Source organism: Actinobacillus capsulatus DSM 19761 (genome assembly GCF_000374285.1).
Taxonomy (GTDB): domain Bacteria; phylum Pseudomonadota; class Gammaproteobacteria; order Enterobacterales; family Pasteurellaceae; genus Actinobacillus; species Actinobacillus capsulatus.
Map to the genome: position 1 here is coordinate 1 of NZ_KB893943.1, position 17,861 is coordinate 17,861.

The window sequence follows — 17,861 nt, forward strand, 5'->3', positions numbered from 1 at the left end:
TAGAAGAAAAGTGATTTATGGTAAATTGCGAGTGGATATAGAAGGATATTAAAGCAATTATGTCACTATAAAAATGTGGAAATTATCAAAGCACATGCAATGAAGAACCATATTCATATGCTCGTAAAGATTCCCCCGAAACTGGCAATATCAAGTTTTATGGGATATTTGAAAGGAAAATCTTCGCTGATAATATTCGAAAAGCATGCGAATCTGAAGTAGAAGTATGGAAACCGAAATTTTTGGGCAAAGGGATATTATGTGAGTATGGTAGGCTTAATACAAAAGTAGTTGAGGAATATATTAGGAATCAAGAAAAGGAAGATATGATTTCAGATAGTCTATCGAAGAAAGAATATATAGACCCCTTTAAGGGGTAAGCCATGGTGTTATTTGCAGCTGTCAGTCTTTCACATGCCCCTTGAGGGGCTGTGAAGTCCTAGGTCCTTATAGGGTAGCCTAAAAACCGCCCGTTTTACGGGCGGATTGTTATTTTAATTCAAAAAATAATTATTACATAGTTACTTCTTTAGTACCTTGTACTTGTACTTCAACACGACGGTCAGGTGCTAAGCAAGCAATTAATGCTTTACGACCTTTAACGGTGTCACATGTTGCGCCAGTTACAGGGTTTGCTTCACCGTAGCCTACAGCCGTTACGTTAGCTGCCGGTGCACCTTTAGAAACGATGTAGTTAGCTACAGTTTCTGCACGGCGTTGTGAAAGTTTTAAGTTTGAAGCTTCTTTACCGATACGGTCTGTATAACCGTTAACTTGGATAGCAGCATTTACTAAACCTGCATTGTTGATTTCTGTTTGCATTGCATCTAAAGCTTGAGCTGCTGCCGGTTTTAAGTTTGCTTTACCGAAAGCAAATAATACGTCAGAGCTGAATGCGAAGTTTTTAGTTTCAATTGCTGGCGCTGCAACAGGAACTGCACCTTGACCGAAACGGTATGATAAACCAGCAGATACAGAGCTGATATCCGGACGGTAGTCAGTTGCACCCATACGTTTTAATGTAGAGTAGCTTGCTTTACCTGCATTGTTTAACCATTGGTATTCAATGCGAGCCGCTAACTCTGGAAGGATTGCATACTCAACACCAGCACCTAAAATTAAAGAGCTTTGGAAACGACGAGTTTTCACTTTCTCTTGTGCTGCGTTAAATGTTTTATATGTGTTGTTTACTAATGCGATACCCGCTTTACCGTAAACATCTAAGTTAGGTAATACTTCGTAGCTTGGTTTTAATGCAATTACTGCACCGTGAGCTGCGTGACGGAAAGTTTTCTTGTCTGCTTTGCCGTTAGGTTTTTCTGTACCGCGTACACGACCAAAGTAGTCATAGCCAACTTCTGCCGCTAAACCTAATTTATCTTGGTTTAAGATTTGGTAACCACCGAATACACCGTAAGTTACAGAGTTTTTGTTGATACCATATTTACCCCCTTTAGCTGCATCTAATTGTTCGATGCCATCGTGGAATGATGCCCAGCCTGCTTTTGCGCCTGCATAGAAAGTATTTGCTTGTGGTGCTGCTTGAGCTACTGCTGCAGCTGATAATACTGCTAAAGCAACTAATGATTTTTTCATATTGGTGTCCTCTAAATTTTTATCATCATCCATTAAATACCCCTGTTATGGGGACAATGAATACCAGTTTTGGATGCTTTCTTGTGCGCTATGCAAGAAAGAAAACTGCTATTACCATTCTATTTTATCAAATTATGAGCTAAAAATACAATAAAACCGCTATTTGTGATTTATAGACAAAGGTTTGCTTTAAATCGTTGTAGCTTTTAATATCATCAAATAATAAAAAACGCCCATATTGCTGCGGGCGTTTTTTTATTATTTAGTTATAAAGAACACACTAAATTACATAGTTACGTTTTTAGAACCTTGGACTTGAACTTCAACACGACGGTCAGGTGCTAAGCACGCGATTAATGCTTTACGACCTTTAACAGCGTCACATGTAGTGCCAGTTACAGGGTTTGCTTCACCGTAACCTACAGCAGTTATATTAGCCGCGTTTTGACCTTTAGAAACTAAGTAGTTAGCTACAGTTTCAGCACGACGTTGAGAAAGTTTTAAGTTTGAAGCTTCTTTACCGATACGGTCTGTGTAGCCGTTAACTTGGATCGCAGGAGAAGCTAAACCTAAGTTAGCGATTTCAGTATTAGCTGCATCTAAAGCTGCTGCCGCTGCTGGTTTTAAGTTAGATTTACCGAAAGCAAATAATACATCAGAGCTGAATGCGAAGTTTTTAGTTACAACTTCTGGTTCAGCAACTGGTGCTACAGCGCCTTGACCGAAACGGTATGATAAACCTGCTGTTACAGAGTGGATATCTGGAGCATATTGGAAGCTCACATCTTGTGTGCCTGAACGAACTAATGCTTTATTGAAGTTACCCGCTTTGTTTAAATATTGGTACTCAATACGTGCTGCTAATTCAGGAAGGATTGCGTATTCAATACCCGCACCTAAGATTGTGGATGCTTTTAATTTGTGGAATTTCTCTGTCGGTTCGTTAGTGTTTTCTGCACCGTAGAATTTGTAGTCGTTACGAACAACGGCAACACCTACTTTACCGTAAACATCTAAGTTAGGTAATACTTCGTAGCTTGGTTTTAATGCAAAATTTAAACCGTGAGCAGAGTGTTTGAATTCACGGAAATTACCAATGTTACCACGTACACGACCGTAGTAATCATAACCTAATTCAGCTGCTAAGCCAAAGTTGTTTTGGTTTAAGATTTGGTAACCACCGAATACACCATAAGTTACTGAGTTACGGTTGATACCGTAAGCTGTTGTATCTGAGTTATAACGAGCATCGTTTGAATATTTGTCGTTAAATTGACGAACGCCTTCGTGGAATGACGCCCAACCTACTTTAGCACCTGCGTATGCGGTGTTTTGCTGTGGAGCTGCCTGAGCTACTGAAGCTAATGCTAAGCCAGATACTGCTAATGCAATTACTGTTTTTTTCATTTTGATGATCCTCTAGATTGTCATCGATTAAAAAAATAAATAACTTCAATACCACTTGGTACTAAAGCTTTAACTTATATGCTTTCGCCTCATTAGAGAAGAAAGATAGTTAATTTTCTAGGATACTGAGCAAAAGTACAACAAAAATTTGTAATTTTGCTAAAAAAAGTTGCAATATCCCTATACAACATATTCTTGTTCTCTAATTGAATGAGCAAGAATATGTTTATTATCGGAGTTCAAATTCACAAAATCAATAACCCATCCCCCCTAAAAGTGTAAGAAAGTGTATAGAACTGTTGATTTAATGAGCTGTGTGTAATAATTTTAATCATTCAACTTGTTTTCTTCACTTTCATTTTCAATATTCACAAATCTTGTTAATATCGTTTTACCTCGAATTTATACCTATAATTAATATGCTTCCACAATTGTCGAAAACGCCAGAACTGAATAAAACGGTTATACAGTTTTTAGCAGAACTCAAATATCAACATTTTAGCGGTGATATTGCTTCTAATTATGCTGACCGCCTTTCTTTAGCGACAGATAATAGTGTTTATCAACAACTTCCGCAGGCGATTTTATTTCCTAAATCGGTTTCGGATGTGGTGATTCTAATGAAATTGGCACAACGTTCGCATTTTCAACATCTGACATTTACCCCTCGTGGCGGCGGTACCGGCACGAACGGGCAATCGCTGAATAACAATATTATTGTCGATCTCTCCCGCTATCTAAATCAAATCCTTGAATTAAATGTAGAAGAACGTTGGGTGCGAGTGCAAGCCGGCGTGGTCAAAGATCAACTTAACCAATTTCTAAAACCGCATGGTTTGTTTTTCTCACCGGAACTCTCCACCAGTAACCGCGCAACCTTAGGCGGTATGATTAACACCGACGCCTCCGGGCAAGGCTCACTCCAATATGGCAAAACCTCTGATCATGTTTTAGCTATCAAATCGGTATTGATGAACGGCGAAGTGTTGGAAACACAAGCGGTCAAATCTGACGATTTTTTTGCAGAAATCGACCGCTTGAACTTAACCGCTACAGGTAAACAGCTCCACCGTGAAATTTTCAGTTGTTGCCGTGAGTTACGTCCGACTGTACTTGCCGAGTTGCCGCAGCTTAATCGCTTTTTAACCGGCTACGATTTAAAAAATGTGTTTAATGCGGACGAAAGCGAGTTTAACCTCACCCGTATTCTAACCGGCTCGGAAGGCTCGCTTGCTTTTGTTTGTGAGGCGAAGCTAAATTTGTTGCCGCTGCCGAAATTCCGTACTTTAATTAACATTAAATATAATTCGTTTGATGCGGCATTGCGTTCTGCGCCGTTTATGCTTCAAGCCAAGGCGCTGTCGGTTGAGACGGTCGATTCTAAAGTGCTGAATTTGGCGAAACAAGACATTATTTGGTATTCGGTGTCCGATTTATTAACCGAAGATGCGAATAACCCGATTCTCGGCATTAATATTGTGGAATATGCCGGCAGCGATCAGACGTTAATCGAACAACAAGTTGCGGATTTAATAAAAGCGTTAGACGAGAAACTGACGGATTCAACCAGCGGTATTATCGGTTATCAAATTTGTAACGATATTGCTTCCATCGAAAAAATTTATGCAATGCGTAAAAAAGCGGTCGGCTTATTGGGGAATGCCAAAGGTTGGGCGAGGCCGATAGCGTTTGTGGAAGACACTTGCGTACCGCCGGAGCATCTTGCTGATTACATCGCCGAGTTCCGCCAATTATTAGATGATCACGGTTTGGAATACGGTATGTTCGGTCATGTAGATGCCGGTGTGCTACATGTTCGCCCCGCATTAGATTTAACCGACCGTGCGCAAGTGCAAAAATTTAAAGCTATTTCCGATCAAGTGGTTGAGCTTACTGCGAAATACGGCGGTTTGATTTGGGGCGAGCACGGCAAGGGTATGCGTTCGGTGTATGGCGAGAAATTCTTCGGCGAAAAATTATGGCGAGAATTACGTTATATCAAACAGCTGTTTGATCCACAAAATCGCTTGAATCCGGGCAAAATTTGTACACCGCTGAATAGCAATGCGGTGCTTTACCCGATCGATTCATCAATGCGTGCCGATTTTGATCGCCAAATTCCAATCCAAGTGCGTGAAGCGTTTAAAGGAGCGATGAACTGTAACGGCAACGGCTTGTGCTTTAATTTTGACGTACATAGTACGATGTGTCCGTCAATGAAAGTGTCGGGTAACCGCCTTTATTCGCCGAAAGGGCGTGCGACTTTGATTCGAGAATGGCTCAGATTGCTTGCCGAACAAAACGTATCGCTGGACGATTTGATCTTCAAACCGCGTAAACAAGCGGCCAAATTAACCGATTTTGTGGTAAAAATTCGCAACACGCTGAATAAACAGAAGAAATATGATTTTTCGCACGAAGTGAAAGCGGCAATGGATACTTGCCTTGCGTGTAAAGCTTGTGCCAGCCAGTGTCCGATCAAAATTGACGTGCCGACTTTCAGATCGCAGTTTAATGAGCTGTACCATAGCCGTTATTTGCGTCCGGCAAAAGATTATCTGGTGTCTAATCTGGAGTTTTTCGTACCGATGATGGCGAAAGCACCGAAGTTTTTTAACTTTTTCAGCAGCTCAAAATTAGCGGAAAGTGTAGCGAATAAAACAATCGGAATGACTTGTTTACCGGCGCTTTCCGTACCGAACTTGCAGCAACAATTGGTCGAGATTGGTTATCAGGGGGTGACCTTAGAGGCTTTGGAAGCACAAGCAAGCGGTCAAAAATCAGCGGAATTTTGCAAAACCGTGCTGGTAGTGCAAGACCCGTTCACTTCGTTCTATGATGCGAAAGTGGTCGCGGATTTTGTACGGTTACTACAAAAACTCGGTTGTCGTCCGGTGGTGTTACCGTTTAAACCGAGTGGTAAGGCACAACATATCAAAGGTTTTTTAAGTAAGTTTGCCAAAACTGCACGCAATCAGGCGGAGTTTCTCAATCGTGTCGCCCAACTCGGCTTACCGATGGTAGCGGTTGATCCTGCTCTGACCTTAGTTTACCGTGATGAATATCGTGATATCTTAAAAGCGGAACGTGGTGATTTCAAAGTGCAACTGGCTCACGAATGGTTACGTGATATGATTCAAGCCGGTAAACTGGAGCATTGCAAAAAATCGGTGAATTCCGACCGCTTGAACTGGTATTTATTCGCACACTGTACCGAAGCGACCGAATTGCCGAATGCACCAAAAGAGTGGCAGGCGATTTTCGCCCATTTCGGCGAACAGCTCGTGAGCGAAAATGTCGGTTGTTGCGGTATGGCAGGAACATTTGGACACGAAACCAAACATCTTGAAATGTCAAAAGCGATTTATCAGCAATCGTGGCAAGTGAAGTTGAAAAATAAACCGCTGGAGCGTTGCCTTGCGACCGGCTATTCCTGCCGTTCGCAAGTAAAACGTTTTGAGCATTATTCGGTTAAACACCCGATTCAGGCATTGCTTGAGGTGGCGTAGTAAATCTCCCCTAACCCCTCTTTACTAAAGAGGGGGATCAATATTGAAGGCAAGGAGAGATCGTGACTTTTTATTCATGTCTTCTTTTATAAAGAAGGCTATAAAGGAAACATAATGACTATTTGGAAGCAAACTGCAACTTGTGAACAATTAAACGCACTTAGCCAAAAATCGGCGGTGGCACATTTAGGTATTGAATTTACCGCAATCGGTGAAGATTGGGTTGAAGCGCAGCTGATGGTGGATGAGCGTACCCAACAACCGTTTGGTGTATTGCATGGCGGTGTGTCAGCCGCTTTAGCGGAAACCACTGCCAATGCTGGTGCGTTAATGGTATGTGAAGCGCATCAAATTGCGGTCGGAATGGAACTGAATATCAGCCATTTAAAATCAGTGCCAGCAGGTACAAAAGCAATTGCCCGCGCGAATCCGCTGAAATTAGGGCGAGAGGTTCAAGTGTGGAATATTGATATTAAAGACGAACAAGGCAACCTTTGCGCCGTGGCTCGCCTTTCAACTAAAACCTTAGATAAACGTTAGTTTCTCATCAAATACAAGCGGTCGACTTTGATCAACTTTTTGCAAAATTCTTGTTAAATCCGACCGCTATTCGCAAAAGGCGGTTGGATCTAGTGCCAACCTATTATAAAATGCCTTTCTTTTTATCTGTCCTTAACCCAAGAGAAACTCAACATGAATTCAAATCGTAGTTTACTGGTACTGGGGCTGTTATTGGTGTCTTTCCTTGTATTCACTCAGTGGCAACAAGATTTTAACCCTGAAATTCAGGCGCAAAAACAAGCACAACAACAAGCTCAAGTTGCATCACAATCAGGCGATGTGCCTGCTGCATCTAACGCAAATACCGTTATTGCGGAGAATGCAACCCAAGGTAAAACCATCACTATCCAAAGTGATGTATTACGTTTAACCATCGATACTTTAGGTGGCGATGTGATTGCTTCGGATTTATTAGCGCATAATGCGGAATTAAATTCTGAAACACCATTTAAATTATTAAAAACCGGTGCAACAACTTATGTTGCTCAAAGTGGTTTAGTAGGTAAAAACGGTATTGATACCAATACAGGCCGTCCGCAATACCAAGTTGCGCAAGACGCATTTGTATTAGCTGAAGGTCAAAATGAAATCAGTGTGCCAATGACGTTTGAAAAAGACGGCGTACTTTATACCAAAACTTTCATATTAAAACGTGGTAGCTATGATGTCGCAGTGAACTTCAATGTGAAAAACCAATCTGCACAAGCAATCGAAGTTCAGCCTTACGGTCAGTTAAAACATACCTTAGTGAAAAGCTCTGGTAACTTAACCATGCCAACTTATACTGGCGGTGCGTATTCTTCATCGGAAACCAACTATAAAAAATATAGTTTCGATGAAATGGCAAAAGCAAATTTAAATATTGATACGAAAGCCGGTTGGGTTGCGGTATTACAACACTACTTCGTTTCTGCCTGGGTACCGAATCAAGATGCGCAAAACTCGCTTTATTCTCGTACTAACAACAGTATTGCAACCATCGGTTACCGTGGTCCGGTAACAGAAGTGGCGCCAAACAGCGAAGCGACGATTACCAGCCAACTATGGACCGGTCCGAAAGATCAAAAAGAGATGGAAGCGACCGCGGCAAACCTTGATTTAACCGTAGATTACGGTTGGGCGTGGTTTATTGCAAAACCGTTATTTGCGTTACTCACTTTCATTCAAAGTATTGTGACTAACTGGGGCTTAGCAATTATTGGTGTAACGCTTGTGGTTAAAACGATTCTTTATCCGTTAACCAAAGCGCAATACACTTCAATGGCGAAAATGCGTATGTTACAGCCGAAAATCCAAGAAATGCGTGAGCGTTTCGGTGATGATCGTCAACGTATGAGCCAGGAAATGATGAAGCTCTATAAAGATGAGAAAGTAAACCCGATGGGCGGTTGTTTACCGATTCTTATCCAAATGCCGATTTTCATCGCATTATATTGGACGTTTATGGAAGCGGTAGAACTTCGTCACGCACCGTTCTTCGGTTGGATTCAAGATTTATCAGCACAAGACCCGTACTATATTCTGCCATTATTAATGGGTGGTTCGATGTTCTTGTTACAAAAAATGTCGCCGACACCAGTGGCAGATCCGGTACAACAAAAAGTGATGACATTCATGCCGGTTTTATTCACGGTATTCTTCCTCTGGTTCCCATCAGGCTTAGTGCTTTACTGGTTAACTTCAAACTTAATTACGATTGCACAACAATGGTTAATTTACCGTAACCTTGAGAAAAAAGGTTTACACTCTCGTAGAAAATAAACGAGCGTTTTAATTAAAAAAGCACTGTTCACCAACGGTGCTTTTTTGTTTTTATGGTATGATAAAGCAACGACAAGCGGTCCGATTTGCAAATTTTTTTGCAAAAACGACCGCTTCTTTAATAGAAAAGGATACCAAATGAAAGATACGATTGTCGCTCAGGCAACCCCGATTGGTCGTGGGGGCGTGGGCATTTTACGCATCTCGGGGCCATTGGCTCAAGAGGTGGCAAAAGAAGTGCTGGGCAAAGAGCTAAAACCCCGTCTTGCCAACTATTTGCCGTTTAAAGATCAAGACGGCACAGTGTTAGACCAAGGCATTGCGTTGTTCTTTAAAGCACCGAATTCGTTTACCGGCGAAGACGTGTTAGAGCTGCAAGGGCATGGCGGTCAAGTGATCTTAGATATTTTACTGAAACGCATTTTAGCGGTTAAAGGCGTGCGTATTGCCCGTGCCGGTGAGTTTTCCGAGCAAGCGTTTTTAAATGATAAACTCGACCTTGCACAAGCGGAAGCAATTGCCGATTTAATTGATGCGACCAGCGAACAGGCGGCACGTTCGGCGTTAAAATCGCTACAAGGTGAATTTTCCAATAAAATTAATCAGTTAGTTGATTCGGTCATTTATCTACGTACCTATGTGGAAGCGGCGATTGATTTCCCCGATGAGGAAATCGACTTTTTAGCCGACGGTAAAATCGAAGGGCATTTAAACGATATTATTCGCCAACTGAACGGCGTACGCAAAGAAGCGAAACAAGGTGCGATTTTGCGTGAAGGGATGAAAGTGGTGATTGCCGGTCGTCCGAATGCCGGTAAATCAAGCCTGTTAAACGCTTTGGCGGGCAGAGAAGCGGCGATTGTAACCAATATCGCCGGTACTACCCGTGACGTATTGCGTGAGCATATTCATATTGACGGTATGCCGTTACATATTATTGATACCGCCGGTTTACGTGAAGCGAGCGATGAGGTTGAGAAAATTGGCATCCAACGTGCGTGGGATGAGATCGAACAGGCGGATCACGTTTTATTGATGATCGACAGCACCGAACAAACGGCAGAAGCATTTAAAACTGAATGGGCAGACTTTTTAGCCAAATTACCGCAAAACATTCCGGTCACTGTAATTCGTAACAAAGTGGATTTATCCGGTGAAAGCGAAGGCTTGCAAGAACTAGACGGCTTTACTTTGATTCGTTTATCGGCACAAACCAAAGTGGGTGTGGATTTACTACGTGAACACCTCAAAAACTCCATGGGCTACCAAAGCTCAACTGAAGGTGGCTTCTTAGCTCGCCGCCGTCACTTACAAGCATTGGAAACCGCCGCAGAGCATTTAGAGCGCGGTCATATCCAATTAACCCAATTCTTTGCCGGCGAATTACTCGCAGAAGAATTGCGTATGGTACAAAATGCGTTAAGCGAAATTACCGGTCAATTTACCTCGGATGATCTGCTAGGCAATATCTTCAGCTCATTCTGTATCGGTAAATAATCATGAAACAAGCGGTCGATTTTCGGCAAAATTTTGCAAAAAATTTCCAGAAAATGACCGCTTGCTCTGTATTCATTATTGGTTACAATGGCTTAAGTTTCATTCTTACTCGAGAACATTATGACTAAATCAATTTGCATTATTACAGGTAGTACATTAGGCGGTGCGGAATACGTTGCCGACCACCTCGAAAGTTGTTTAACAGCGCAAGGTTTTGAAGTGGAATTATTCAACCAAGCGACCTTGGCGGATATTCAGCAGCAAGCGCATTTAATTGTGGTGACTTCAACCCATGGCGCAGGCGAATTGCCGGATAATATCAAACCGTTATTTGACGAGTTGGCGGCAAGCGATTTAGATCTCAGCGGTATGAAATTCGGTGTGGTCGGTTTAGGCAGCACTGATTACGATACTTTCTGTCATTCGGTGGATATCGTTGAAAACAGCTTGATCGCAAAAGGTGCGAAGCTGGTATGTGAATCGGTTCGCATTGATGTGGCAAATAATTTTGACCACGATGGCACTGCAGAAGCATGGCTGCCAAGTTTTGTTGAGCAGTTATAACGAATAGTTTGAAATGACAAGCGGTCGAAATTTGCAAAAGATTTGAAGATTCCGACCGCTTTTTTTACGCTTAAAGCATCGCTTTTAACGCTTCGGTGAGCTGTTGATAACGCTGATATTTTTGTTGATAAGCGGCGAAATTTGCCGGGTTTGGTTGCACTTTTAACATTTCTGTTTTCAATGCTTGTACTTGTGAAATCTCTGCGCCGGTGCCTTGCATCGCCATTAATGCCGCACCTAAACAACCAGTTTCTTCCACTTGCGGAATTTTCAATTGCATACCGGTTAAATCGGCGAGCATTTGCAGCCAAATCGGCGATTTGGTCGGTCCGCCGGTCACACGTAATACGTTTGCATTCGGGAAACGTTGCTTCATACAGCTGAGGTGGTGCATAAGACTAAACAGCACGCCTTCATAAATTGCCTGTAATAAATGCGCTTGGCTATGGTGCGCTTGCAAGCCGTAGAAACCCGCTTGCATACCTAAGCCAGCATTCGAGCCGTATAAAAACGGCACAAATAACACAGAGCTGGCTGCCGGCGGTAGACTCGCCACCTGCTGATTAATTTCCGCATAATCCAGTTTCCATTGTTTCACAAACCATTCCAAATTACCGGCAGAAGTCGGGCTGGCTTCGTGTACGATAAATTTGCCTTCGTCTACATAGCGACCATAGACGAACGGCAAGGTTTGAGTCGAGTCGAGATTATCGGTAATGCCGCTGACAACCGACCATGTGCCTAATACTACATTCAGTTTGCTTTCGTCATCTAAGTTGGCACAACGCGCGGTGGAAACCACATCAAATAAGCCGCCGACCACCGCTGTTCCTGCCGCTAAGCTGGTTAGTTCGGCTGCCGCTTCGGTAACATAGCCGGCAATTTGATTTGGTTTAATCACAGGCGGTAGCTTTTCTAAAATATTTTGCAAACCGAGTAAATCGGTAAGCGCTTGGTCGTATTCGCCGGTTGCCATATTGTAGAGATTGCTTTCGGAAATATTGGTTTCTTCGGCAAATAATTCGCCGGTTAGACAGAATCGTAAATAGTCGTGCGACATCAGGACCGAGCCGATTTGCGCATAACGTTCCGGCTCGTTGTCTTGTACCCAACGCAAAATCGAAACAGGATGTCCGGTCCATAACGTCTGGCGGGTAATCGGATAAAGTTTTTCCGGAATACCGTCCGCCTGCCACTGTTTCACAATCGATAGAGAACGTTGGTCAGAAGACAAAATCGCTCTGCCAAGCGGTTGGTTTTGCTGATCAAGTAAAAATGCGCCTTTGCCTTGTGCCGAAATGCCCACCCCTTTGATAGCGGTCGGATTTATCCCACTTTTTGCAATAGTTTGACGTACTACCTCGGCACATACCTGCCAGAGTTGCTGCATATCACGCTCGGCATAGCCCGCCTGTTCACTGATAACCGCCACATTTTCACGATGAATGCCGTGCAATTCACCTATTTGGTTAAAAAGTGCGGCTTTAACAAAAGTACCGCCGCAGTCTATGCCTAGGTAGTAATTCATTGTCTACTCCAATTATTTGAGAGGCAAAACATTGCCTCCCATCATTGCTATGTTTTTTATCCTAATTTGTTACAAGCGGTCATTTTTGCAGAATTTTTTGCAAATCAAACCGCTTGTTATGCTTATTTAGCTAAGGCATCCACTTTTTCGACTAATTCTTTACCGTGTTTTTCGATAAAGTCTTTACGAACTTCCGCTTCAATTACCGCTTTAAACGGTGCGTTATCCACTTGTTCGATGACTTCTACACCGGCTTTGCGAAGTTTTTCGATAATATCTTTTTCGTTTTTCACGTTGAGATCACGCTGGAATTGACCTGCCTCTTTTGCTGCATCTAACACCACTTTTTGCAATTCCGGAGTTAAGCCGTCAAATTTCGCTTTGTTCATCACGACGATTAATGGTGTATAGCCGTGGTTGGTGAGGCTTAAATGTTTTTGCACTTCATATAATTTTGCCGACCAGAAAATACCGATTGGGTGTTCTTGTGCATCCACCGCACGGGTTTCAAGCGCAGTATAAAGTTCGGAAAGCGGCATCGGTACCGGGTTACCGCCTAATAAGCTGAATGCTTTGATATACATTGGGTTTTGGTTGGTGCGAACTTTTAAACCTTTGATGTCTTCAGGTTTATTGACGGCATGTTTTGAGTTAGAGAAAGCACGGAAGCCGACATCCCAGAACGCTAAGCCTTTTAAGCCTTGTTTTTCAAGATCTTGTAATAAACCTTGACCGATTTCACCGTCTAACACTTTGTAAACGTGTTCACGATCTTTAAAGATAAACGGAATATCGATCACGTTTAATTTCGGCTCTAAACCGGTGAAGTTTGGTGAACCTGACATTTCAATATCAATCGTACCGCCACGCACACCGCTGATCATGGTTTGTGCATTACCTAATGTGCTGTCCGGGAATAATTTAAGTTTGATTTCCCCTTTAGTTTTGTCTTTTAATAATTCATCAAATTTTTTCGCCGCAACGTGTTGGCTGTCGGAACGTGGCGCTTCATAACCGAAACGAAGCGAGATTTCCGCATTAGCCACACCTGAAAAAGCGACTGCACTGGCAACGAAAGCTGATAAAGTTTTTAGATTAAAAAATTTCATAGGGGTCTCCTAAGTAGGTTGGGAATTTGTTGTCTAGTTCCCCTCTTTACCAAAGAGGGGGAGCTAATTTTTTACTGCATCCAGCTTAACGGCACTAAAATTAAATCCGGTACGAATACGAAGAGCAGTAATAAACCAATCATCATAAATAGATACGGCATAATGCCTTTTGCCGCTTGGTCGAACGGCAGTTTTGACACGCCGGTAATCACGTTTAATACATTACCGACCGGCGGGGTAATTAAGCCGATTGAGGTGTTAAGAATAAATAACACACCGAAGTAAACCGGGTCGATTCCTGCTTCTTCAATTAACGGCATTAACACCGGTGTTAAGATTAAAACGGTTGGAGTTAAGTCCATCACCATACCGATCACGAATACCGCTAACATCACCACTAATAATAACGTTGTCGGGCTTTCGATTAACGGCTCAAGCAATTCGGTTAACATAGTCGGTAATTCCGCAACGGTAATTAACCAGCCGGTTACATTTGCCGCTGCCACTAAGAACATCACTACTGCAGTGGTTTTTGCCGCCGCTAAAATCACTTTGTAGAGGTCTTTGAATTTCAATTCACGATAAACGAACAGTGAAACCACTAACGCATAGAAAGTTGCTACCGCACCGGCTTCGGTTGGGGTGAACATACCTGAACGGAAACCACCGATAATAATTACTGGCAACATTAACGCCCAAATACTGTTTTTAAATGAAATACAAAGTTCTTGTTTGGTCGCTTTTGAGAAGGTCATTAAATCAAGGCGTTTGGCTTGCCACCACCAGAGGGCAGCTAAACAGATACCCATCATAATGCCCGGGAAAATTCCTGCTAAGAATAATTTAGTGATAGATACGCCACTTGCTACCCCAAATACGATAAACGGAATGCTTGGCGGAATAATCGGTGCAATAATACCCGCAGTGCCGATTAAACCGGCTGAACGGTCAATCGGGTAACCGGTAGTTTTCATCATCGGTAATAACATTGCTGCTACCGCTGCAGTGTCCGCTACCGCTGAACCGGAAAGGCTTGCCATAATCATTGCGGCAAGAATCGCTACAAAGCCTAAACCACCGCGTCTATGACCGACTAATTTCATCGGTAAGTCGATAATACGTTTAGAAAGTCCGCCCTCATTCATAATTTCACCGGCGAGAATAAAGAACGGAATTGCCATGAGCGAGAAGCTATCTGCACCACTAACAAGTTGTTGAGCAAGAATTTGCGCATCAAATAAATCTAAGTGAAGCATTAACGCCACACCGCAAATCAGTAATGCAAAGGCAACCGGCACACCTAAAATAATTGCACCAAGTAATACGGCAAGGAAAATTACGACTGTCATTGCACCTCTCCCTTAACTAAAGCGGTCAAATTTGTCGCTATTCTTGCAATAATCAAAATACCGATTAACACCCCCGCAATTACGCTAGCAAGGAAAGTAATCCCTTGCGGTAAACCTGAAATCGGTGCGAGGTTGTTGAGGTTGAGTTGGAATTGAATCCAACTACCGTCTACGATGAGATAACAGCAGAATAACATCGCCGCATCAGTAAATAGTTTTAAAACGTTACGAGCGATTGGCGAGAGTTTCTCTGTGAGTACGGTGACGCTAACGTGTTGATTTTCGCTAAATGCCAATACCGCACCTAAAAAGGCGAGCCAAACGAACATATAGCGAGAAACTTCTTCGGTCACATTGATACTGCTGTTAAAGCCGTAACGCAGCACCACATTGAGGAAAACCAAAATCGACATTGCCGATAAAATAATCACGGCAAAGGCTTCAATCGTTTTTCCAACAAATTGAGCGATGGGTTTCATCTTTTGCTCCTTGATTTGATCCTAAGGCTTACGCCCTTGGCTAGATTTCTGTCATTGCAATCTTAACGACCACTTTCCTAATCGTTTCAGTGCCGTTAAAAATCGCTGTTCTATGGCAATCTTCCGGGAAAAACACGGCAAAATTACCGGTTTCACAGGTAAAAATTTGCTCATTTTCGACCGTTTGATAATACTGTATATCTCGTTCCAGCAAGTAAGCGGTGTGAATTGGATTCTTACCGCTATCTACCGCAAACGCCATTTTCTCTTTACCTTTGTGAAGACTTTGTGAAGATATTGCACATCTAAGTAATTACGGTGGACTTCAGGTTGGAATGCTGAAATGTCTTTGGTTTCCAAATCCAATACTTGGACGTAAATATCTCTGCCTTTCAGCTCGTAAACGCCCGCTTCCATCGTATCAAAATCGGTATTTTTTAAATAATGCAATGCGTATTGAATCGCTTCCGGGTATTGCTTTGGGTTGTAGTTTGAAATGTGTCCGAAAAACATCGTGTGTTCCTCGTAAAATTTTTAAAGAATTTGACCGCTTACCCTTTTTAACCCTCGCCCCTTGTGGGAGAGGGAGGAGAAAATCTTTAGATTTTCGGAGGGAGAGGGGAGTTCCCTCTCTCTGCTTATTTCGCTGAACGCTTCAATAAGCTGTCTCTCGCCCCCTGCGGGAGAGAGTGTTTTTTACAACGATTTCAATTTTGCCCATACGGTTTCATCAACCGGAATACCGTTTGCGATGTTATCAGCAAGAATGGTGGTGAACTCGTGTCCCGGTAAACGTACTGGCACATTCGGATCTGCCGGTTCGGCGGTTTTTACATAATCCATAATGCGATTAAGTTTTTCGTCTTTGGTTTTACCATCAATTAAACGTTCAACTTCAATCGCAATAAATACTTGTGAAACACAGTATTCGTCATCTTTATCTTCGGTTACCGAGCAAGTAGATTCACCGTTAGAAAGTAGAGTGGCGATCATATCCAACACGATTGATAAGCCCGAACCTTTCCAAAAGCCCATCGGCATTAAGCGGCGGTTTTTCTCAACGGTTGCCGGATTACGAGTTGGGTGGCCGTCATCATCAAAACCGGCATCGACAAAGGTTTGGCGGCCTTGTAAGCGGTGAACTTCCAACATGCCGTAAGAATACATTGAGCAAGACATATCTACCATTGTGATTGGCGTAGTCGGTACGGCAACAATTAATGGGTTGGTACCGACACGGCATTCTTTTGCACCCCAAGGCGGCATTACCGCTAATGCATTAGTCCAGCAGATACCGATATAGCCTTTTTCTGCCGCTTGCCAGCCGTAAGAACCGCCACGCATCCAGTGGTTGGCATTACGTAACGCCACTACACCGATACCGTTTTGCGAAGCGAGTTCCATCGCTCTGTCCATCATTTTTTTCGCAGTGAGATTACCGATGGCTTGATGAGCGTCCCATTGCTCGATTGCACCCAATGAAAGTACTTTGGTCGGAACGGCTTCTGGTACAATATCGCCGTTTTCCAACTGCTGAATAAAACGAGGGAAGCGGTTTACCCCGTGTGAATATGCACCCGCTTGAGTGGTATCGGCAAATACCGTTGCACATTCTTCTGCGATTTCTTCACGTACGTTACGAGCCAATAAAACACGTTTAAATTCAGCTTTTAAATCTTGATAAGAAACTCTCATTGGACACCTCTAATTTATGTCGTTTCAAATAGTAAAATGGTGTTTCATAAGTTACGCTTCACCAGCACGGAAGTCAATTAAATGGGAAAAATAAAAATATATTAGAATCAATGAGTTATAAAAAAATTTTCCAACTTGTGACAGAGATCTCACTTTCTAAAGTCCATTTTTTAGGCTAAATTAAGCACAAAGCAAACGTTTTCTAAATTTCAGAGAAAAAGGATAAAGAATGAAAAAAGTATATGTAACCCATGGTTATACGGCGAATCCGAGCCGAAATTGGTTTCCGTGGTTAAAACAAGCATTGGAAAAATTGGGGGTAGAGTGTGAGTGTTTGGCAATGCCGGATGCCAATAACCCGAATCCGCAAGCGTGGTTGGAACATCATAAAAATACGCTTAAATTAAATGAAGAAACGGTATTGATCGGGCATAGTTTGGGCTGTATTGCGTTACTGAATTATCTGGCGGTAACGCAACAAAAAGTGAATACTGCAATTTTTGTTTCCGGCTTTTATGAAAAATTACCAACTTTGCCGGAACTGGATTCATTTGCAACTTTTTACGCAAATCAGACCGCTTGTTTGCCGACAAAATCTTATGTGATTTCTGCCTTAGATGATGAGATTGTGCCGCACTTATTCAGCGACAGATTGGCGCAATATTTACAAGCGGATTATATTCGCTTGGCGCAGGGTGGGCATTTTATTGATCGAGACGGAATAACCGAATTACCGGTTTTATTAGAACTCTTAAAACAAATTTTGAAATAGGCACAAGCGGGCGGCTTGTGCCAAAGTGAGAGGA

13 protein-coding genes and 2 pseudogenes are annotated in these 17,861 nt (G+C 42.6%); 7 read left to right on the plus strand and 8 right to left on the minus strand.

Going from position 1 to position 17,861, the window contains the following annotated elements; genetic code table 11:
• A pseudogene (gene tnpA / locus C228_RS13610) lies at positions 1 to 380 on the plus strand (IS200/IS605 family transposase); the annotation flags it as partial.
• A gap of 133 nt (positions 381 to 513) precedes the next feature.
• Here tnpA and ompA (C228_RS0109620) read toward each other — a convergent pair.
• Together ompA (C228_RS0109620) and ompA (C228_RS0109625) are read right to left on the minus strand one after the other, a co-directional pair.
• Positions 514 to 1,596, minus strand: a complete 1,083-nt coding sequence (gene ompA, locus C228_RS0109620) for a porin OmpA (protein ID WP_026313270.1) — start codon at positions 1,594 to 1,596, stop codon at positions 514 to 516.
• A gap of 285 nt (positions 1,597 to 1,881) precedes the next feature.
• A complete protein-coding gene (gene ompA / locus C228_RS0109625) occupies positions 1,882 to 3,003 on the minus strand; it encodes a porin OmpA (protein ID WP_018652410.1) in 1,122 nt (373 codons plus the stop codon).
• 419 nt (positions 3,004 to 3,422) lie between these two features.
• On the opposite strand from ompA (C228_RS0109625), the gene ydiJ reads away from it, so the two are divergent.
• The 5 genes from ydiJ to mioC all read left to right on the plus strand — a co-directional run bounded on the left by ydiJ (position 3,423) and on the right by mioC (position 10,895).
• Complete coding sequence (gene ydiJ, locus C228_RS0109630) at positions 3,423 to 6,512, plus strand: D-2-hydroxyglutarate dehydrogenase YdiJ (protein WP_018652411.1); 3,090 nt, start codon at positions 3,423 to 3,425, stop codon at positions 6,510 to 6,512.
• A gap of 114 nt (positions 6,513 to 6,626) precedes the next feature.
• Positions 6,627 to 7,052 (plus strand): hotdog fold thioesterase, encoded by a 426-nt coding sequence (locus C228_RS0109635; RefSeq protein ID WP_018652412.1) that lies wholly within the window; start codon positions 6,627 to 6,629, stop codon positions 7,050 to 7,052.
• A 153-nt stretch (positions 7,053 to 7,205) separates the two neighbouring features.
• Positions 7,206 to 8,834: a membrane protein insertase YidC gene (gene yidC, locus C228_RS0109640; protein ID WP_018652413.1), complete on the plus strand. Its 1,629-nt coding sequence runs from the start codon at positions 7,206 to 7,208 to the stop codon at positions 8,832 to 8,834.
• 138 nt (positions 8,835 to 8,972) lie between these two features.
• The gene (gene mnmE, locus C228_RS0109645; RefSeq protein ID WP_018652414.1) at positions 8,973 to 10,331 is read left to right on the plus strand and encodes a tRNA uridine-5-carboxymethylaminomethyl(34) synthesis GTPase MnmE; all 1,359 of its coding nucleotides are present in this window, start codon (positions 8,973 to 8,975) and stop codon (positions 10,329 to 10,331) included.
• A 120-nt stretch (positions 10,332 to 10,451) separates the two neighbouring features.
• Positions 10,452 to 10,895 (plus strand): FMN-binding protein MioC, encoded by a 444-nt coding sequence (mioC, locus tag C228_RS0109655; RefSeq protein WP_018652416.1) that lies wholly within the window; start codon positions 10,452 to 10,454, stop codon positions 10,893 to 10,895.
• A 70-nt stretch (positions 10,896 to 10,965) separates the two neighbouring features.
• Here mioC and C228_RS0109660 read toward each other — a convergent pair whose 3' ends face one another.
• The 6 genes and pseudogenes from C228_RS0109660 to yiaK form a co-directional block, all read right to left on the minus strand.
• On the minus strand, positions 10,966 to 12,423 hold the full coding sequence (locus C228_RS0109660) for an FGGY-family carbohydrate kinase (protein ID WP_018652417.1): 1,458 nt from the start codon (positions 12,421 to 12,423) through the stop codon (positions 10,966 to 10,968).
• A gap of 122 nt (positions 12,424 to 12,545) precedes the next feature.
• On the minus strand, positions 12,546 to 13,532 hold the full coding sequence (locus tag C228_RS0109665) for a TRAP transporter substrate-binding protein (protein WP_018652418.1): 987 nt from the start codon (positions 13,530 to 13,532) through the stop codon (positions 12,546 to 12,548).
• 71 nt (positions 13,533 to 13,603) lie between these two features.
• Positions 13,604 to 14,881, minus strand: coding sequence for a TRAP transporter large permease subunit (locus C228_RS0109670; protein WP_018652419.1), 1,278 nt, complete (start codon positions 14,879 to 14,881; stop codon positions 13,604 to 13,606).
• Positions 14,878 to 15,360, minus strand: a complete 483-nt coding sequence (locus C228_RS0109675; RefSeq protein WP_018652420.1) for a TRAP transporter small permease — start codon at positions 15,358 to 15,360, stop codon at positions 14,878 to 14,880. The genes C228_RS0109670 and C228_RS0109675 overlap by 4 nt, the downstream gene beginning before the upstream one ends.
• 40 nt (positions 15,361 to 15,400) lie before the next feature.
• A pseudogene (locus C228_RS13615) lies at positions 15,401 to 15,873 on the minus strand (NanQ anomerase/TabA/YiaL family protein).
• A gap of 183 nt (positions 15,874 to 16,056) precedes the next feature.
• Entirely contained in the window at positions 16,057 to 17,055 is a 999-nt protein-coding gene (yiaK, locus tag C228_RS0109685; RefSeq protein WP_018652421.1) for a 3-dehydro-L-gulonate 2-dehydrogenase, read from the minus strand.
• 229 nt (positions 17,056 to 17,284) lie between these two features.
• Here yiaK and C228_RS0109690 point away from each other — a divergent pair, with 229 nt between their 5' ends.
• Positions 17,285 to 17,827, plus strand: a complete 543-nt coding sequence (locus C228_RS0109690) for an RBBP9/YdeN family alpha/beta hydrolase (RefSeq protein ID WP_018652422.1) — start codon at positions 17,285 to 17,287, stop codon at positions 17,825 to 17,827.
• Positions 17,828 to 17,861 lie beyond the last annotated feature (34 nt).

Bases quoted from the DNA above. Each gene is read 5' to 3' on its own strand.
- C228_RS0109670 (WP_018652419.1), bottom strand. From the start codon at position 14,881: ATGACAGTCGTAATTTTCCTTGCCGTATTACTTGGTGCAATTATTTTA.
- yiaK (WP_018652421.1), bottom strand. From the start codon at position 17,055: ATGAGAGTTTCTTATCAAGATTTAAAAGCTGAATTTAAACGTGTTTTA.
- ompA (WP_018652410.1), bottom strand. From the start codon at position 3,003: ATGAAAAAAACAGTAATTGCATTAGCAGTATCTGGCTTAGCATTAGCT.
- mnmE (WP_018652414.1), top strand. From the start codon at position 8,973: ATGAAAGATACGATTGTCGCTCAGGCAACCCCGATTGGTCGTGGGGGC.
- ydiJ (WP_018652411.1), top strand. From the start codon at position 3,423: ATGCTTCCACAATTGTCGAAAACGCCAGAACTGAATAAAACGGTTATA.
- C228_RS0109675 (WP_018652420.1), bottom strand. From the start codon at position 15,360: ATGAAACCCATCGCTCAATTTGTTGGAAAAACGATTGAAGCCTTTGCC.
- C228_RS0109660 (WP_018652417.1), bottom strand. From the start codon at position 12,423: ATGAATTACTACCTAGGCATAGACTGCGGCGGTACTTTTGTTAAAGCC.
- yidC (WP_018652413.1), top strand. From the start codon at position 7,206: ATGAATTCAAATCGTAGTTTACTGGTACTGGGGCTGTTATTGGTGTCT.
- C228_RS0109635 (WP_018652412.1), top strand. From the start codon at position 6,627: ATGACTATTTGGAAGCAAACTGCAACTTGTGAACAATTAAACGCACTT.
- mioC (WP_018652416.1), top strand. From the start codon at position 10,452: ATGACTAAATCAATTTGCATTATTACAGGTAGTACATTAGGCGGTGCG.
- C228_RS0109665 (WP_018652418.1), bottom strand. From the start codon at position 13,532: ATGAAATTTTTTAATCTAAAAACTTTATCAGCTTTCGTTGCCAGTGCA.
- ompA (WP_026313270.1), bottom strand. From the start codon at position 1,596: ATGAAAAAATCATTAGTTGCTTTAGCAGTATTATCAGCTGCAGCAGTA.
- C228_RS0109690 (WP_018652422.1), top strand. From the start codon at position 17,285: ATGAAAAAAGTATATGTAACCCATGGTTATACGGCGAATCCGAGCCGA.